Below are 19,212 nucleotides of genomic sequence, written 5' to 3'. Positions count from 1 at the left end.
AAGCGGTTCGACCAACCGCCTCTTGCCTAGCTTCGATATTGTATCAAATGGATAAAAGCTTGCGCGTATTCCTGAAACTTCTCCATATTCGGGATATGGAACGTTTTATTTTCATAAGCGAACAACCCGTCGTCAACGCATTCCTTCAACGAGCGGTTCGCGCTCCTGAGCGGAGCGCAATTGCCGCAGCGAATTGTTCACATCCGGATCCTCGAATCGGTTTTGGTCATTTAACCTGTACTTAGTATAGAAGAGCCCCTATGCTAAAGTCAAAAATAAATATGGAGGCGATTCGATGCGAAAATTGATCATTGATACCGATGCGGGAAGCGACGAGGCCGTTGCAAAAAGGCCGGCGCTGCAGCCGGAAACAGCTGAGCGTCAGCCTCTTCTCTATTTTTTCAATAATAGAAACATAAAATAAGGAGCGCCGATGAACGCCACCATAATGCCTGCCGGAATGCCGTCCGGTTCGGCGATTTGCCGTCCGATCGTATCCGCGAGCAATAATAGCCATCCGCCGATAAGGATCGCGATCGGCAGAAACAGTTGATTGCGGGGCCCGACCAGCGCTTTGGCGATATGCGGCGCCATCAGCCCGATGAAGGCGATTCCTCCCGTCACCGAAACGGCGGAAGCGGCGAGGGCGACGGCAGCGACCAGCAGGACGGCCCGTTCCTTCTCGACCGATACGCCGACGCCGATCGCAACGGGCTCGCTTAGTCCGAGCAAATTCAACCGATTCGCCTTGTACATGGCGAACGGAACGAGCGCAAGCAGCCAAGGCATCATGGCCCCAATAACGGGCCAGTCCGTGCCCCAGACCGTACCCGCCAGCCATCTGGCGATAAAATCGACTTTGGACCGTTCTGCGGATGAGATCAACACGATCATTAGCCCGGAGAGCGCCATCGAAAATCCGACCCCGATCAGCACTAATCTGACGGGCTGCAAGCCGTTTTGCCGATGATAGGCGAATATATAGATCACAAATGCGGTTAGCAGCGCGCCGGCAAAAGCGACGAGCGGCAGCAAGTATACAAACGAGCCGACATTGACCGGGAAGAACAGGAAGAACACCGCGATGGCCGCCCCCGCGCCCGCGTTAATCCCGAGAATGCCCGGATCGGCCAAATCGTTCCGCGTAATGCCTTGCATTATCGCGCCCGACAACGCCAGCGCCATCCCTGCCAGCATCGTCACGAGCATGCGCGGCAAGCGGACGGAGAATAAAACGAATTCTTCCTTGAACGTGCCTTGGCCAAGCAGGGTGGGGACGAGCCTGTCGTAAGACAGCGAAGAATAGCCCAGCCCCATGCCGACGACGATCGTGATCCCTAAGAGCGCAAGCAACGCAAACAGCAATATTCGCTGTTTCATGATTAATGATTGCCTAATCATGAGAATGCCTTCCCCCCTTTATGAACGATAAAGAGAAAGAAAGGCAAGCCGACCGCCGCGACGATCGCTGCCACCGGCGTTTCATAGGGCGCGTTGACGGTGCGTCCGAGCGTATCGGCGAGCAACATGAACAAAGCTCCCGTAACGGCGGACATCGGCAAGACAAAACGGTAATCGTTGCCGACCGCGGCGCGAACGATATGGGGAATCATTAACCCGATGAAGGTCAAATTCCCGACCAAAGCGACGGAAGCGCCGGCGAGCAGAATGATGACCAGGAACAGAACGGTTTTGATCGCGGTTGTTTTCTGCCCCAGCCCGACGGCCACTTCCTCGTTCAAGCTTAAAACGGTCAATTGTCTGGAGAGAAGCAGCGAAATGACGATGCCCGCCGCAATCAAAGGAACGATGACCTGCAGTTGGCTCCATGAAGTGCCGATCGCGCCTCCGGCCGTCCACATCGAGACGTCTTTCGATATTTTGAAATAGATGCCGATCCCCTCCGCAATCGCATACAGAAACGCGGAGACGGCGGCGCCGGCCAGAACGATGCGCAGCGGGGAGAAGCCGCCTCTGCGCAGCGCGCCGATGCCGAATACCATCAAAGCCCCGGCGGCGGCGCCGATAAAACATGCGATCATGACATAGAAATAATTCGCCGACGGCAGCAAAGCGAGCGTAACGGCCAGGCCGGCGTTGGCGCCGGCGGTCAATCCGAGCAGCCCCGGATCGGCAAGCGGGTTTCTCGTCATGCCTTGCATGATGGCGCCGGAAACGGCCAGAGCCGCGCCGACGAACATGGCCGCAATTTCCCGCGGCAGACGGATTTCCCGAATGAGCGATAGCTTGCCGCCTTCCCCCTGGCCGGTCAGCGCCTGCCAGACGTCTTGGAGCGTCGTGTCTGCTGCTCCAAACACCATCGCCGCCGCGAACATGATGAGCAATAAGATGAATCCCGCCGTCAATTTATATAGAAATGGGATCGTTTTTCGATTCATTGTTGTCATCGGTCTCTCATCTTTCCAGAAAATGTTGGATAAAGAAATCAAGCTGATAGTCCAGCGTCAACGGATCGTTGAAATAAAACTCCTTCGCATCCGCTTCAAACACCCGGTTCGCTTTCACGGCAGGAATGTTGCGATACGTGTCGGTTTCCTGAAAGGAATTGTCCGTGTCCTTATTTTTGCTTAGTATGATATAGTCTCCGGCAAACTCCGGCAGCACCTCCAACGACAATGCGTAATAGCCGTTTTTCAACGCCGTTTCTTTCACCTTGTCCGGCATGTTCAGCTTCATTTCCTGATACAAAATTTCCGTACCGCGGCCCCAGTTGTCGCCGTACACGTAAAGCTGCTTGTCGAAGTTTTCAATGACGGAAACGGTTGCGTCCGCCCCGATCTTCGCTTTAATGTCTTCGCCCGCCTGTCCGGCGCGGCGTTTGAAATCGTCGACCCAAGCTCTCGCTTCCTTTTCTTTGTTCAACAGCTTGCCGAGTTCGATATGCTGCGTTAAATAGTCGACCTTCCCGTACGTGAACGTCACCGTAGGCGCGATTTGCTTTAATTTGTCCACGTTTTTGATGTTGGAAAGGCCGATGATCAGATCGGGTTCCAATTCAATCAATTTTTCCAAATTTTCATCGGACACTTCTTCGACTTGCCGCAATTGTTCTTGAAAACGGGGATTCATTGTCGACCAGGAATCGACGCCGACAAGAGGGACGCCGAGAGCCATGACGTTGCCCGCGAACGACGACAATACGGCGACGCGCTGCGGGTTGGCGGGAACGTCAATCGGTCCGTTCTCCGATTGATAGGTAATCGTCGTTCCCGAAGCGCTTTCCGTGGCGGTTTCCGAAGCGGACTCCCCTCCGGCCGGGGAAGGCTTCTCCCCGGCGGCCCCGCCGCCGCAAGCGCTGAGCAACAGTACAAATATGAGCAGAACTGGAATGTATTTATAAGCCATTGGTTTCTTCTCCTTTGATTAAGTTTTAAGTGACGCACATCGGCTTGCCGGTCCGGGGATCGCGCCCGATTTCGGCGCATAATTGATAATGATTATCATTTTCGTTTCACAATTTAAGATAATTGCTTTTATTTCAGTTGTCAACCATTATTTTTGTTGCTTAGCCGACGGAAAAGTTGAATTCTCTCATTGAGAATGATAATCAATTGTGCATTCATAGCCAGGGAGTGAAACGGGAATGGATCAAGAGCAGCTATTCGATGTCACGATCATCGAGGAGGCCCGGCGGGGCTTTATTCCGCTTTTTACAGAGGGCTTGTTCAGGCAGCGGAACCGTGAAATCGTCATAAAATCAACAAAAATGAGACTTCTTACGATAGGGCCATAAGGTAAGAAGTCTCATTTCAAGTTGTTTGTTAATTCATATCCATCGGGAAGAGCGGTCTCGGGATATGCTTATAATCGATGTTCTCGATCCGTTGATACGTAGCGCCCGGCGTCATCGCAAGAATATCGAGTTTGGAAATGGCGCTTAATTCGCTGAACAGGTACCCCTGTTTCACTACGATCACGTCGTATTCGTCCATATTCAGGCCCGCACGCGTAAAATGGTTGACGGTAATAAACGAATCGCCGCGGTTGGCGACAACGACGTCAAGATCTCCTGCGGAAACGGTGCAAACCTCTCCCACTTTATCGTCGGTCGCATTCAAATAGCCGAGGAGATCCCCTTTGCATTTCAACGTTCCTTCCAACAAAACCGGAGCGCTGTGCTCGTCGTGACCGGTGCCGATTGGAACGGATACGGCATCCCCGACTTGATGGGATTGCAGCTTCCGGTACGCTTCCTGATCGTAAATCGCCGCAATAACCGCTTTTTTCCCGCCCAAATCTTTCGCGGCGAACAGCCGCAGCATCGATGTGCTCATCCCCGGCGCGCCGGCCGTCGTGTTGTCCCCCGAATCGGAAATAAACACAGGCTTGGCCGGTTCGCGAAGCGCTCTCTCCACCGCTTCGTCCGGCTCGAGCACGATTGCGTCGAACTCGAATTCATGGCGTCTGGCGTATATATAATCCGCCAGTTCCTTCAGCGCTTGCTCCGCTGCTTCTTCATATTGTTCGGATTCCGGGATCACAAAGACGGAAGACGCCGTATTCTCCGAATCGCTCCAGGCATGGCAAATGAAAAACGAGGCAGTGAGTATCCCTTCCCTTTGTTCGATCTCCGCCAGCTTCTGAAAGATCGAGCGGAGCGGCTCGCTCGCGCCGAGAGCCTTCTCGCCGGGAATAATCATCGGCAAGCGGGTGAACGAAGGTCTGATCCGCGCCTTACGGTTGATGCAGTCCAGCAAAAACCGGCCCGTCATTCTTTCCACTTCCGACTGATCGACATGCGGCACCGTCCGATAGGAACGAACGATGTTCACGTACTTATAGAAATCTTTCGCGATATTGCCGTGAATATCGAGGGTGATGGAAATCGGAATCTCTTCGCCTACGCATTCCCGTATTTCCTTCAACAAGGCAAGCTCGCCGGATCCGATCCCTTCCACGACCATCGCGCCGTGCAGATGCAGCCAAATTCCGTCGATATCGGGATGCTGCCGCAATATGGCCGCGATTTTATCGGCAAAATACCGGTACGTTTCTTGTTTCACGACGCCGGACGACAATGCGGTAGCGTAAATAGTCGGCACCACCTCCGCCCCATGCTCCCGGAACACCGCCGTGCTGGCGAGACGTTCTGCGGCTTTCTCTCCTTCGACCACGACGAAATCGTCGGTCGTCGTTAAGAACGGATTGAATGTATTGGTTTCGTGATATAAGCAGCCGACAACGATTTTCATTGATGTTTCCCCCATTCGTTTAGTGATTCAAGTCTTTCACGATCTCGCCATGATGCTTGTCCAAATTGTAGAAAAATAATACCCCTACTTGAAGAACGGTAATGATGATCGGCAGCCCCAGCATCATGTTACGGATTAACGATTGCACCTGTCCCGTAATAGCGGAAGGATCGTACCCGGCCCAGCCTAGCGCGTAAGCGAGGAAACTCGAACCTAGCGCGACGCCGAATTTGGTGGAGAAGCTGTAACTCGAAACGAGCAACCCTTCCGGACGGGTCCCGAACTTCCATTCCTGATAATCGATCGTATCGCCGAGCATCGTTAAATTGGCGGGGTCTCCATACCCTATCATAATATTAGCAATAAAGAACAGTGCGGCGAACATGACGGTGGATTTCCCTTCGACCAGAAAAAGCGCAGCGAGAAGCGCGATGGCAATGATATACATCAGCATGCTCGAATTGCGGCTGCTGTATTTGCGCAGGATCGATAAAGCGAAGAAACCTCCGACCAGATTGGCGATATTCAACAAGGTAAGATAGAAAGGCACCATGTTAGGCTGTTCAAGCACATAATTGACATAATAAATGAGTACGCCGTTCATAATTCCCAGTCTGACAAACCATAGAAACGAGTTCACGGATGTCAGAACCCAGTATTTATTTTTCAACATTTGCACGAACGATTGCCGAATATTGGTATCCCTGTCCGCGTTGGCGCGTGCCTGGACTCTTTCCTTACAGTTCTTGAACGTCAGCCAAAACAAACTGATTCCGATCACCGAGTAAACGGCCATAACAAGCGGAAAACCGAGCTGCTGATTGCCGCCGCCCAACAAATTGACCAAAGGCAAGGTAAGCGACGCGACCATAATCGCTCCGATGGAACGTCCGATCGCCCGGTAACTGTTCAGTTCGCCCTTTTCTTTGGAGTCCCTTGACATCATCGGCATCAGCGCGCCGTAAGGAATATTGATCGCTGTATAGATGATTCCGAGCAGCCCGTAAGTAATATAGGCGTAGACCAGTTTGCCGCTATGCGACAGGTCGGGCGTAATAAAGGTAATGACGCTTAATATTCCGAACGGCACCGCCACATGAAGCAAATACGGACGGGCTTTGCCGTGCTTGCTTTTCGTTTTGTCGACGATCATTCCCATGATCGGATCGTTAAGCGCATCGAAAATCCGCGTAATGAGAAATAACGTACCGACGGCAACGGCAGCGATTCCAAACACATCGGTATAAAAAAACAGTAGATAGCTGTTCACCATGCCCCACACAAAATTGGATGCGATATCGCCGTAACCGTAACTTATTTTTTCCCGCAGACTTAGCCTTTGCGAACTTTTCTCCAACCCGGGCCCTTCATTGACAGCAACTTGATTCATCGGACTTTCACTCCTTTTCACGTATAGGAAGTTCGTTAAACGCTTCCATTTCCCCGCTGGGAAATGTACAAGTTTTACCTGTACATTCCTTTTTGCGTTTGTTGCATGACCAGATACGCCGCGCCTATCATTCCCGCATCGTTGCCCAATCGGGCGATGTTGATTTCGCACGCTCGGCTGATTCGCGGCAAGGAATACGTTCGAAACGAATCGATCACCGGCCGAAGCAGTTGATCCCCGGCTTGCGATACGCCTCCGCCGATCACAATGATCGACGGGTTAATGACGGCGGCCGCGCCTGCCAATACGAATCCGAGCAGATCGGCGATTCGCCGAATCACGCGCTCGCATCCCGGATCGCCTTGCCTTGCCGCATCGAACACGTCTTTCGCGTCAATCGTCCCCTTGTTGTTATATAAGGCGGCTAAAGCGCCGTTCGGATCATCTTTCATTTGCTCCATCGCTTGGCGCACAATGCCCGTGGCGGAAGCAACCGTATCCAGGCAGCCCGTCCGGCCGCAGTTGCACGGATAGCCGTTCGGATCCGCAATGATGTGGCCGATTTCGCCGGCCGTTCCGTTCGTGCCGCTCAATATTTCGCCGTTCGCGATAATGCCGCTGCCGACTCCCGTGCCAAGCGTAATGGCGATCAGGTCTTTGGCGCGGTTGCCGCCGCCCTTCCAATTCTCGCCCAACGCAACCATATTGGCGTCGTTCTCGACGAAGACCGGCAACCCCGACCGTTCTTGCAACTGCGCTGCCAAATCATAGTCTTTCCAACCTACATTGACCGCTTCATGAACAACGCCCGTGTTTTTATCGGTAAATCCCGGCGCGCCGACTCCGATTCCGATCAGCTTGTCCTTCGCGATATGCAATTCGGTCAGCTTGGAGGACACGGAACGCCAAATATCGTCCACAATGTGCTTGCCCAGGTTTTCCCGGTTGGTGGGGATTTCCCATTTCTGAGCAATATCCCCTTCCTTCGTCAATAACCCGATTTTGACGGTTGTTCCTCCTATATCGATGCCGATCATTGTCTCATCCACAGATGCCACCCACTATCCAACTAGAGTCATACGGCCCGTCTATTCTTTCTTCTCTAATAAGGAAGCCGCCGCTTCGTCAATAATAAACGTCGCGTTCGGATGCGCCCGCAAGATCGAAGCCGGGCATTCCTCGGAGATCGGTCCCTCGATCGTCGCCTTGACGGCCTCGGCCTTTCTTTCGCCTGAAGCGACCAGCAGAACTTCCTTCGCTTCCATAATGTCCGCGAGCCCCAATGTCAGCATTTGCGTAGGCGCTTCCTCCCGGGTTAAACCGCAATACCCCATCGTGCTTCGGATCGTGGATTCATGGCTGTCCGCGCAGAACAAACGGGATTGAAAAGAAGCGCCGGGCTCGTTAGCGCCCAAGTGGCCGTTGACTCCAAGCCCCACAATTTGCAAGTCGCGCGGGTACTTGTTTAATACGGCGTTATACCGGTCAATCTCGGATTGGAGATCCTTCACGCTTCCGTCCAACAATTCGACGATTTTCGGCCGGGACCGGATCAAGCCGTAAAACTTTTTCTGCATATACGTATACACGGTAAACGGCTTGTTTCTGTCCGCAATATATTCGTCCAGATTCATGACAACCGAGTTTTCCACCGATAATTCTCCGCGATTAATCGCTTCCACCCATAGTTCGAATACGCGATCGTAGCTTGCTCCGGTCGTCGTGTTCACGACTGCGTTTGCGTTCTTTCGAAACGTGCCGGCAATCACTTCGAAAGCTTTTTGCGACATTTCTTCGTAATCTTTGGTTCGAATAATTTTCATGTTCAATCTCCTTTTTCGCCTTTTTACTAAACTAAGATTATATATTTAAATGAAAAACAGAAATAATTTCATGAAATTACGTGATTTCCTCTGCTCGTTACGCTTTATTGTTAAACTTAGTTTAGTAATTGGGATTATAGCACCCTTCTTGATACGATGCAACAGGTTTTTAGAAAAGGAATAAAGTGCCATGCATCAAAAAAACCCTTGCCGCCTCGGCGCATTGCAGCAGTGAAGCAGGCGCAGGTCGGAAGGGTTGTCTCTTAAATATCATCGTTGGAAAATCGTAGAAACTCGTCTAATACGAGCGCGCTTGCGCCGATGACTCCGCTATCTTTCCCGATGCTTGGGCGGATAATGTGAAACGAATTTCGCAAAGGGGCCCAAACGTATTTATTCGTGATCGCTTGAATATGATCCCCTAGCGCAGGGAACTCTTCCATCATAGGGCCTGCAAGCAAGACACCCCGCGGATTGTACATGCAAATTGCGTTCGAAATCGCCAGACCGAGATATTCGCGCGCCCGGTCGATCAATCTTACGGCCCAGTCTTCCTTACGTTCGTAGGCGGCAATGACTTCCTTCATGCTTTTCTGGGCTTGTTTTTCAATCTCGGAGGAACAGACGAACGTTTGCAAGCAACCGAGTCTCCCGCAATCGCACATCGCCCCGTCCGGCTCCATCGTAATATGCCCGATTTCGCCAAGCGTATTGCGATAGCCGCGCAGCATTTCGCCGTTGATCATGACCGCGCCTCCGACGCCGCTGCCGACATAGATGCAGACGGAATCCCTGAATTCCGTCATATTGCCGAACAGGCTTTCCGATAACAGCACCGTCCGAACATGATTGTCCACGTAAACGACATAATCCAGTTTTTGTTCCAGGTAGGCTTTAATCGGCACATTTTCCCAATGAAATTGCGGCACCATGAGCGCTTCGCCGCCAGGCCATGAGATGAGCCCGGGCATGCTGACTCCGACGGCTATAATTTTGTCGGCGATTTCCGAGCCGGCCTTCCCGATCAACCCGGAAATTTCTTGCGCAATTCGTTCCAACACGGCTTCCGCCTCTTGCTTCGCATGAAAGTCCAAATATTTCTTTTCCATCACTTCGCCGGTCAATGTAACGATCCCGATATGGATCGCGTTCCAGTCCATTTCAACCCCGACAATATACGTTCCCGCCGGGTTGAGTTCCAACAGGGCGGCTCTTCTGCCGACCTCCCCCTCCGTTTGCCCGACCTCGATGACCAGCCCGTCGTTCATCAGTTCTTTGATGATTTTGCCGACGCTTGTATTGCTCATCTTCGTGATTTCGGCCAATTGCGTTCTGGATATTTGCTTATGTTTTTGAATTAAGCTTAGCAACATAAAATAGTGATACTTCCGTATGCGCCCTTGATCATATTTTAAATTAAACGACATTCCGACGCTCCTCTCTTCCTGCTTTATCTTACTAATATTGGTTATTCAATTCAGTTTAATTATTATAGACGCAATAGACACAAAAAAATCGCGACCCGAAAGCCACGATGCTTTGATGTATGATGGTCGGAACGACAGGACTTGAACCTGCGACCTCTTGGTCCCGAACCAAGCGCTCTACCAAGCTGAGCTACGTCCCGATCTATGAATGCAACTCATTAAGGACAACGATCTTATTATCGCAAACCTGGGCGACGATGTCAACTGAAAAATGCTTCCAGCCGCCCGGAACCGGTCCGGACGGCGATATGCATCGACAATATCAACAAAATTATGCACGATTCATAACGTTATCGAACCCGCTTCTCCTTCAAAAGTTTCATAAAAATCCCGCCTACCACGCTGCGATGCTGAAAATTCATTTGCCTTGCTGTTTTCGTATCATACCAATCCGTAAAAGGAACGCGGTCCGCCGTTTCGTTCAACGCATCCCACAACGGTTCGATCAATCGGGCGAATTGCTCTTGGTCGGATGCCAACGTTGCGGCCCATACCAACCAGTCGGCTTTCGTATAAGTCTCCCTGCTGTCCAAAGGCACTCCGTATTTATTCTGCTTCGTTAAGTACCAGGCGACTTCTTGCTGCGCAATTCTTTCGTTGAAAATACCGGTTTCGAAGATGATGTCCCATATTAAATTATACTTTAAGCTCCAAGTTTCCTCCTGTCCGAAAGCAAGCTTATAATGATCCCGTTCGCTCGCCATATGTTCCCACTTGATCGCCATCTCTTTCGCAGCCATTCGATAGCGTTCCGCTTCAGCGGGATGGCCCATCAGACCATAAAGGAGAGAGCAGCTCGCGACACCCATGATCGCCTTGATCGACAAATTGGCGTTTCTGGCCAAATGGCCGGCAAAATCGTCCGTACATAACTGATTCTCAGGATCCAAACCGTACTCAAGCAAATAATCGGCCCAGCCGGATAAAAGCTCCCAATTCTCTTTCGCAAAATCCGCCCGCTTCTCCGCCAAACAGACCGCCGCCGCCATGACCAGCATATTCCCGCATTCCTCGACCGGCATTTGCCCTTCTCTGGCATTTCCCGAATATACTTGCCCATTGGCAAGCGGATATTGTCCGACATCATGCGGGGCAAACTCGAACGGCCATGCCTCGCTTTGCGCATATTGAAAGATAGGTCTCATCATCCCTTTCACTAGCTCGGGATTATACAGCAAGAATAAAGGAATGGAAGGGTAGCTCACATCAACCGTGGCAATGCAGCCATTGCTGAAGCATTCTTTGGACATAAATAAGAGCTTTCCGTCCCGATCCGTTACCAGTTTGTGAGCCGCGATCGCCTGCCGGTACGCAAGGGCCAGAAGTTCGGCGTACTTCTCTCCCCCCGCGCGAATCCCATCCTGCCGCAGCTGTCGATCGAAAGCTTCGCAACGCGCCATAATGCCGGAATACTCCGCGAACGCGGCCGCAATCATCTCGAAAGCCGACATCCCGCTTTTTTTCCAATACGCCTGAAGCTTCTCGCCGAAATATTCAATCGCATATACGTCGTCATAGGCCAGTACGATGACATTCGAAACCTCATCGGCCCTTACTTCCCCGCAATCCCAAGTGAAGGCCATCACCACGTTATGATCCCGAACCGCTTGGGGCATCGCCATCCCGCCGGATTGCGAAATTTGTCCATTTCTCACAAATTGTTTCCTAATATCTGCCGAATCGATATACGTTTGCATATCGGCAGCGTTGTTCACAGCCAAATAAAACTGGCCCCAATCCATTCTTACATCGTCACCCGAACGGTGTAAGCAATCTTGTTCCTCATGGCTCATCTGCAGCATAACCAATCCGCCCACTTCATCCCGCCGCCAAACCACTCTTTGGTCGCTGGAATTCACGCACCACTCTCCGGTGACATCATAGTAAATTTGAACGCGATGGGGCTTGTCGTCAATCGAACGAACGGAAAAACTTACATAAGATGCAGGTCTTGATAAAAGTTCCAACTCATCCATTAGCAACGGAGTCGTGAAACTTACCTTTAAACGGATTCCCGACTCTTCAAACCAATACGTGCTGGTAAGGGGCGTCAATTGAAATTCGGTTTGCGTCATCGGTTTCGGTTCGGTGTAATAGTTTTCGGCGTTCGGCTCTACGCAACCGGCAAATCTCCATGGCGCGCCGTCAATGAGAATCAATCCCGTCATTGCATTCCTTTTGCCGGTCCAATGTCTTGTGAAATCGTCACTCAATCGATCCGCCATCGACCAAACGCTGAAATACGGATCAACCGTCACTAAAGGCACCGCAGGCGGGCGTATAGCAGTCCTCATCTGTCTTCTCCTCCTCTCCCTTGATCAGGGACAATGTAATATCAAAATATTGACTTCCTCAGATCGCTTCTCATTTATCGATCGCGATACGCACATGTTGGGCGCGATTTTCATAGCGAATCAGCACCGTTTGCGTCATTTCGTCCCATTCGAAAGGAAGCGTCGTATCGTCCCCGCCGACAGTCATCGCAACCCTCGACGGTTTGGCAGGACAATGAATTCTCGCCGCAGCAAGCACCGATCGGGGACCTCTTGCCGTAAAGGAGATCGACCGCGAATCTTCCGTAAAGTTATCGATTCTGGAAGATGCGGCGATCACCCCGCTTCTCTCCGCTTTGTCAAATTCCATGTCATACAACAAAGCCTGCTTTCCCGGTTGGATGGCAACGCGGCGAACAATCGGCAAACGAGGATCGAATAGATCGACAAAACAACCGGTCAATTCCAGCGGATGGTCATGGACGGACTCGTTCATCACCGATGCGATGACATACGGGCCTCGGCGTATCATGAAATAATTCGAAGGAATCCAACGGATGGCCGGGTCGTTCAAATTGTCCATCGCCTCTCGAACCGCATCGCGAAGCCTCTGCGCCCCCTCGGCGCTCAAGGTTAATCGGTCCGGACTAATACGCATATAGCGAACCAACCCGTTCCCGACGCGCGTCACGCCTTCCTGCGCCTGGAGATCCAAACCCAAACATTCAAACAGATGCTCTCTGGGAGTCCGGTACATTCGTTTTCCGCGATTCCACCATTCTTTGACCTTATGGTACGGATCGCTGTCATCCCCGACATAGAGCAGCGCGCCGCCGTCTCTCACCCATTGCGCCAGCGCATTGTGCAGGTCCGGATATTCCGGTTTCATAAATTCGTAGCTTACAATTAACAATCGATAACCATCCAAATAGCCGGGGAACCTTCTTACATTATCGAGCTGTACCGGCCGAACATGCAATCCATGCTTCACAAGCGGCAGCGTCAGTCCGTAAAAATGCGAGAAATGAAGCAATTCCAACGCGTATTCGTCCGTTATTTCCACTTCGTTCGTACCATCGTATTTCAGCATAAAACCGGCAGTCTCCACGCCCGGACGCATGCGCTGATACATCGCCGAATCGGCTAGCAACACGCCTATCTGGGTTTCGTTTCCGCAAATTTGAACATCCGGCTGGTCCATGCCGCCCAGCGAATGCATAATCGTTAACAATACGGTCGCATAATGTGCCGGTATCCCCTCTTTGCCGTTTCCGTCTTCGCGAGGGTATTGCCCTTCGAAAATGCGCCTCGGCCAAGGAGCGACTTCATAATGGGACACTTCCGGATGCAGCAGCGACGCCGTCAGCGTCTTCAAATAATTTTCCTCATAATCCTTCCAATTTCGTTTCGGATCGTCTTCGATCGGATCGTGCAAAAACCACATGCGGCGGTCGGTTCCCCGCACCAGTTCCTGCATCATGCCGTATTCCAAAAACGCCGTTTCGAACGTTCTTTCCGCTTTGCGCCCCTCGTAAACATTCGCAGTACGGGACGTGCCGGTCCATATTTGAGCGATATAGCCGTTGATCGACGGCAGATCAAGCAGTTTCGATTCCGGGCTGACAATGCGCCACTGCGTATAATTGATCAAGCTATGCGTCGGTACGTAAAATCGGAGCGGCCGGTTGTACCGGACCATCGAATACTCCTTGAGCGCGGAACAAAGCCGGTCGAGACATCGGGCGTACAGGTAGGCTTTCAGCTTTGAAGCGCGGTACTGCGCATCCTCCGATTCGTGAGGCGCAATCCAAGGCTCGTTATAGTAATGTTGCCATTCCCGCTTGAACGCCTCCGAATATCCGCCTTCCACCCAAAATTCCGGCTCCTCCAAATGGATCGCGTCGACCCCCTCGTCCACAGCGGGACGAATGCGATGGAATAAATAATCGGAGAATGCGATTGTCGGCACCATATACGGGATATCGGCCGACGTTCCGTGTATGATATGTTCCCCACCCTTGTAGCATTGCGCTTCATCCCAATGCGGGCGGCCGTCAAATTCCCCGTTCAAGTAATCCTGATATCCTCCCCAGGATACTCCGGTCATAAGATGCACTCGATACCCTTGTTCTCTCCATTGCCCGATTCGCTTCGGCATCGACTCATTGATTCCATAAACCATGACGAAATCCGTCTGCAGATCGTATGTTTCTCCGTAAGCGCCCCCTTCCTGAAACCCGGTGCGCTCTTCTTCCCGGCATCTGTTCTTCATGTCTTCTCCCCTCCTTCAATCAGGTCCATAGTAGAGTTCCCCGGCGCATGACGAAATCGCGCCCGAATCGTCTTGATTTCAAAGGGAGTAAATTGCAATTCCGCTCGCGAACCGTTGTCCTGAAGAACGGCGACCGGTTTTTCCATCAAATCCGCTTCCTCGATCGAGAGGCATTCCAGACCGAAGGATATCGTTCCGCGCGCACTAGACCCGGCTGTTTCATACAGGCGAACAATGATATGATCGCTGTCCTCCGCCTTCTTTACCGATTCCACCATAATATGCGGATGATCGATTTGAACCAACTGAACCGGTTCTTGCTTCGCCGTATCCGCTTGCGATGCTTCCGCTACGGCAAGGGGGATGTTGAATTCGTATCCTTTGCGATAAACGCTCGCTTGAATAAAGTCGCCTGCATGCGGATACAACGCATAGGCAAACTGATGCGCCGCACGGTCCGCGGCCGGGTCGGGATACGACGGACTCCTGAGCAGGTTCAAGTCCAAAACGTTGTTAAGCGCGCTATGTCCGTATTTGCAATCATTGAGCAGCGCCACTCCGTAATCCGGTTGCGACAGGTCGATATAGTGATGGGCGCAAATTTCATCCTTCGCAAACTCGATCGCAGTATTGCGCGTCGTCGGACGTTTCAAATAGCCGAATTGAATCTCGCAATTGGCTTGATCGCTATAGACGGAGGTCGGGAAAGACACCCTCAACATCTTGCCCGATTCTCTCCAGTCCGCTTCTACGGCGAACTCTATGACAGAAGAATCCGCGGTCAATATAGTACGCAGGGAAAGGGCAGATTCCCCATAGCGGTACTTCTGTTCGACGATGGCCTTAGGGCCATCGATATACGACGCGCTCCTCTCCAGCTTCATCGTTCCCGCGACCGTCTCGCGGTAATCGCGCGGAAAATCCCAAGCGTCTCCGTCGTCATAGTAAATCGTAAAGACGTTGGCTTTGGACCCTTTCCGTATCGTTTCCCGCCCGGACGACTTGTCGTATACGGAAACAATGCTGCCGTCTTCGTCGAAACGTACAAACAAACGGTTATTTTCAAGAACTTGCCCTTCCGACTTCAGGCCGTTTATCGCGTGTTTCCGAACCGCATCTTTAAGTGTCCGGTATCCCATCGCAGGCACGCAGACGAAATGCCATGCGCCTTCCCATTTCACCCACTCCTTGCGTTCCCACGGCAATGAATTGAACAAAACCGGCTCTTTGGCCCAGCCCGCCAACCCGGCAACGCGCCCGTACGCTTCTTCCGACATGGAACGAACCTGCCGCAACAGCGTCTCATATCGTTCCAACGATTCATCGTACACTCTTCCAATAGAGGAACCGGGCAAAATATCGTGGAATTGGTACAGCAGCACCTCTTTCCATATTTGCTCGAGTTTTGCGCCCGGATACGGAGCGCCGCCGAGAACCCATAAAAGCGATGCGGCAAACTCCAATTCTCGCAAACTCTTCTCCAATTTACGGTTATACCGCTTGTTGCGGCTTTGCGAAGTTAGCGTCCCCTGATGTTTTTCCAGGTATAATTCCCCTTTGAACGTCCGGAACCGCGGCACATCTTTCTCCAACCGCAGGAAGAAGGAGAGGGAGTGCTCCTGTACGACAGGCGGAAGACCGGCCAAATTTTTCTCCCGTGCCAACCGTTCCAGATGCTCCTCACCCGGCCCGCCTCCTCCGTCGCCGATTCCGAACAGCATGAGCGCATGATCCGACACGTTTTTGTCCAAATAGTTGCGTTCGATCTTCGCTAACGATCTCGGCGCGGCAGGGCTGTTGTACGTATCCTCCGGCGGAAGATGCGTCAAGATGCGAGTCCCGTCTATTCCTTCCCATAGAAAGCTGTGATGCGGATGCGTATTATACACGCTCCAGGACAACTTCTGGGTCATCATATAATCAATGCCCGACTTTTTGAGGATCTGGGGCAGACTTCCCGCGTATCCGAATACATCCGGCATCCACAGCACCTTCGCGTCCTTGCCGAACTCTTGTTGAAAGAACCGTTTCCCGTATAAAATTTGCCGTACAAGCGCTTCGCCTCCGGAAATATTCGTATCCGGTTCGACCCACATCGCGCCTTGAACTTCCCACCGGCCTTCCAGGATACGTTTCTTCACCTTGTCGTACAGCTTCGGATAGCGTTCCTTGATCCATTGATAAAGCTGCGGCTGACTGGCGCCGAACACATAATCCGGGTATTTCTCCATATTGCGCAGCACGGTCGAGAACGTCCGCGCCCCCTTGCGGATCGTTTCACGGATTGGCCACAACCAGGCAAGATCGAGATGCGCATGCCCGATGGCGCTTACCGTAATCGCAGGGTCTCCGCCTCGCTTGGCCAATTCTCCGGCTATTCTAGCGCTTGCGCGAAATGCATGGTCGGCGTCGAGGACGGGCAATAGATTCGACGCTTCGTACAAGCTTTGATAGATTTGAGCTTTTCTGGCGCTTGTGTCAGGCAATTGCTCAGCCAACTCCGCCAACACTTCAAAATCGTAGTACAATTTACGGATCTCTTCATGACAAACGGCGATCTCGGCTTCCTTTAACGTCCCGCTGCGGTATTTGCCAAACAAATCGTTACACCCGGCATCGCCCCACAAATCGATGATTTCTCCGCCTTCGGCAGACGGACTGACATCCACCACTCTCTTGCCGGGAAGACCGAGGCTATCATCGAACTCGGAATTGATGTTCGTTAATCCTTGACGAGGCGTCCCCTCGCCATCCACCAAACATAGCTCGCCGTTCACGTCGATCAATAGCACGACTTTGCGGCCGTTTAGCGAACGGGGCACAACGCCTTCGAAATGAAACCAGGCGCAGTCCCATAATTCTCCCCATTGATCCCCCGGTCTCAATTGTATTTTTGTGCCGCTTTCCCTTTCCGCATAAGGAACCGGTTCTTTGGTTACCCATGCCGTTACAGATAACGATGATACCGGTTGATAGATAGCCATTTGCAGTTTCGACAATGTATGCTTCACCTTGTTCATGATGACCGGAGTCGTTTCATACGGCATTTGTTTTCACTCCATCTCTCTTGATTATCCTCATTGAAGGATATTATTTCGTTGCAGCTTCCGCTCTTTTTTGTGCGTCGTCCAATATCGTTTTGATATCCCCTTTCGTCATAATTGATTTGGTCACCGCATCGCCAAAAATTTGCCATACTTTGGAGTTTTCCTTCGCGAACGTCGGAAGGCCCTGCACATTCCCCGCCATGGCCAGATAATGCTGGTACATCTCCGGATGTTTGGTTTGATAATCGTTCGATTCGGCGATCTTATTCAATACCGGCGACCGCACTCCGGTATCCGCAATAAGCTGTTGAATTTCTTCGCTGTACATGGCTCGAATATATTCAAAAGCAGCTTCTTTGTTCTTCGCATCTTTCGGAACCGAATGGAAGGCGGCGCCGATCGTAATGTTGCCGGCCTTACCGTCCGAAGACAGCGGGATCGGAGACATGCCGTACTCGATTCCGATAGCGGAACTTTCAATGGCGCGCCAAGGTCCGTCGATTAAATAAGCGATTTGCCCCTTTTTAAATGCGTCAAAATAAGTGCCTTCATTCGTGTTGGCCATTAAACCGGCAGGATGGAAGCCGTTCAGTTCTCTCAAAAACGTTACCGTCTCCACGTTGGCGTCGCTGTTGAAAGTCGGATTTCCTTGCCCGTCCGCGAAACCGCCGCCATTGACAATCAGCAATGTGCCATAACGCAAGTATCCTCCCGCATTGGGACCGGCGTATACGCCGCCGCCGAAAAATTTGCCGTTTCCGACCGCCGTAATTTTGCTCAAGTTGTCTGCCAGCTCTTCCCAAGTCGCGGGCGCTTTATCCGGATCTAATCCGGCATCCCTCAACAGCTTCTTATTCCAGAACAAACTGTTTACTCCCGGCTGGGAAGCAAAGCCGTATATTTTCCCGTCGTACTCCATCGGCTTCCAGGCGGCCGGCGCGATATGTTCCCTTATGTATTGCTCCATATCTTCCGGGAACGGCTCAAGCAGCCCTTGTTGGGCAAAACCGGGCATTTGCGTTTCGCCGACGATAATATCGGGAATATTCTGCGCGAGGAATCCTGCCGTTTGCTTCTGGATCAGCTGTTCTCCCCAACCCCAATCTTCCGTTTTCAATGTAATATGATTGCTTGCCAATTTATCGTTGATGATCGATTGATACAAATATCCAAATACGTTCGGATTCACGTCGCCGCCCGGCGTGTAGTTGAAATCTTCTTCTGCCGGTTTGGGCTGCAACGTTTCGTCCTCAAGGAGCGAGGTCTTCTTTTTGTCCAGCAATTCGGTCACGATGCCGACGCCAATGCCAACGGCGCCTTCGTTTAAGACGGTAATGGTTACGTTCCCGTTCTCCTTCGAACCGGACGGTTCCTTTTCAGCGGTTTGGGTATCGCCCTCTGCTGCGCCCGTATTCTCCGCATTTCCCGACGAGCATGCCGTCATCCCGATCGTCAGCATAAGCGCAAGGATCGCCGCGATCACTGTTCCTTTCGAGTTCATCAGCATTTTTTGCCCCTCCAATCTTTAAATTAAGCTTCTCGGAATTCACATTCCGTTGCAGACTCTAGCTTCCTAGCTAGGGTCTTCTATTGTTTCACCCCCAAACATGGGGTGCGAACAAACATTCCTCTTGACTTTTCAAAATCACCCCAATAATCGCCGAGAAGGCTTTTTTTATTTCTAATGAATTGGGTGATTTTCATGAA

General features: G+C 51.7%; 14 protein-coding genes and 1 tRNA gene. 2 read left to right on the top strand and 13 right to left on the bottom strand.

Annotation, left to right across the window (positions count from 1 at the left end; all coding sequences use genetic code 11):
• Positions 1-295: 295 nt before the first annotated feature.
• The gene (locus KQI79_RS27935) at positions 296-424 is read left to right on the top strand and encodes a hypothetical protein (protein WP_301287766.1); all 129 of its coding nucleotides are present in this window, start codon (positions 296-298) and stop codon (positions 422-424) included.
• Here KQI79_RS27935 and KQI79_RS01180 read toward each other — a convergent pair.
• From KQI79_RS01180 to KQI79_RS01170, 3 genes are read right to left on the bottom strand one after another with little or no spacing between them, the layout of a single operon-like run.
• Positions 394-1,401, bottom strand: a complete 1,008-nt coding sequence (locus KQI79_RS01180; protein ID WP_216536387.1) for a FecCD family ABC transporter permease — start codon at positions 1,399-1,401, stop codon at positions 394-396. The two genes, KQI79_RS27935 and KQI79_RS01180, sit on opposite strands and share 31 nt — an antisense overlap.
• On the bottom strand, positions 1,398-2,408 hold the full coding sequence (locus KQI79_RS01175) for a FecCD family ABC transporter permease (RefSeq protein ID WP_216536386.1): 1,011 nt from the start codon (positions 2,406-2,408) through the stop codon (positions 1,398-1,400). Before KQI79_RS01175 ends, KQI79_RS01180 begins: the two co-directional genes overlap by 4 nt.
• 7 nt (positions 2,409-2,415) lie before the next feature.
• On the bottom strand, positions 2,416-3,366 hold the full coding sequence (locus KQI79_RS01170; RefSeq protein WP_216536385.1) for an iron-hydroxamate ABC transporter substrate-binding protein: 951 nt from the start codon (positions 3,364-3,366) through the stop codon (positions 2,416-2,418).
• Positions 3,367-3,604: 238 nt separating this feature from the next.
• On the opposite strand from KQI79_RS01170, the gene KQI79_RS01165 reads away from it, so the two are divergent.
• Positions 3,605-3,754 carry a hypothetical protein gene (locus KQI79_RS01165; protein WP_216536384.1) on the top strand — a complete coding sequence of 50 codons (150 nt, stop codon included), beginning with the start codon at positions 3,605-3,607 and terminating at the stop codon, positions 3,752-3,754.
• A gap of 28 nt (positions 3,755-3,782) precedes the next feature.
• Here the strand turns inward: KQI79_RS01165 and KQI79_RS01160 are convergent, their stop codons facing one another.
• From KQI79_RS01160 to KQI79_RS01115, 10 genes are all read right to left on the bottom strand, one after another.
• Complete coding sequence (locus KQI79_RS01160; RefSeq protein WP_216536383.1) at positions 3,783-5,213, bottom strand: M81 family metallopeptidase; 1,431 nt, start codon at positions 5,211-5,213, stop codon at positions 3,783-3,785.
• Between the two features lie 19 nt (positions 5,214-5,232).
• Positions 5,233-6,603, bottom strand: coding sequence for a glycoside-pentoside-hexuronide (GPH):cation symporter (locus tag KQI79_RS01155; protein ID WP_216536382.1), 1,371 nt, complete (start codon positions 6,601-6,603; stop codon positions 5,233-5,235).
• 74 nt (positions 6,604-6,677) lie between these two features.
• Positions 6,678-7,652 (bottom strand): ROK family glucokinase, encoded by a 975-nt coding sequence (locus KQI79_RS01150; protein WP_367398122.1) that lies wholly within the window; start codon positions 7,650-7,652, stop codon positions 6,678-6,680.
• A 39-nt stretch (positions 7,653-7,691) separates the two neighbouring features.
• Positions 7,692-8,426, bottom strand: coding sequence for a glucosamine-6-phosphate deaminase (locus tag KQI79_RS01145; protein ID WP_216536381.1), 735 nt, complete (start codon positions 8,424-8,426; stop codon positions 7,692-7,694).
• Between the two features lie 263 nt (positions 8,427-8,689).
• Positions 8,690-9,853, bottom strand: coding sequence for an ROK family transcriptional regulator (locus KQI79_RS01140; RefSeq protein ID WP_216536380.1), 1,164 nt, complete (start codon positions 9,851-9,853; stop codon positions 8,690-8,692).
• Between the two features lie 123 nt (positions 9,854-9,976).
• Positions 9,977-10,053, bottom strand: a tRNA-Pro gene (locus KQI79_RS01135).
• Positions 10,054-10,203: 150 nt separating this feature from the next.
• Entirely contained in the window at positions 10,204-12,207 is a 2,004-nt protein-coding gene (locus KQI79_RS01130) for a glutaminase family protein (RefSeq protein WP_216536379.1), read from the bottom strand.
• A gap of 70 nt (positions 12,208-12,277) precedes the next feature.
• The gene (locus tag KQI79_RS01125; RefSeq protein WP_216536378.1) at positions 12,278-14,458 is read right to left on the bottom strand and encodes a hypothetical protein; all 2,181 of its coding nucleotides are present in this window, start codon (positions 14,456-14,458) and stop codon (positions 12,278-12,280) included.
• The gene (locus KQI79_RS01120; protein ID WP_216536377.1) at positions 14,455-17,505 is read right to left on the bottom strand and encodes an alpha-mannosidase; all 3,051 of its coding nucleotides are present in this window, start codon (positions 17,503-17,505) and stop codon (positions 14,455-14,457) included. Before KQI79_RS01120 ends, KQI79_RS01125 begins: the two co-directional genes overlap by 4 nt.
• A 43-nt stretch (positions 17,506-17,548) precedes the next feature.
• Entirely contained in the window at positions 17,549-19,012 is a 1,464-nt protein-coding gene (locus KQI79_RS01115; protein WP_216536376.1) for an extracellular solute-binding protein, read from the bottom strand.
• Positions 19,013-19,212: the final 200 nt, after the last annotated feature.

Source organism: Paenibacillus sp. MSJ-34 (assembly GCF_018918005.1).
Taxonomy (GTDB): domain Bacteria; phylum Bacillota; class Bacilli; order Paenibacillales; family Paenibacillaceae; genus MSJ-34.
Note: the sequence above shows the minus strand (reverse complement) of the source record. Positions and strands in the feature narration are given on the sequence as shown.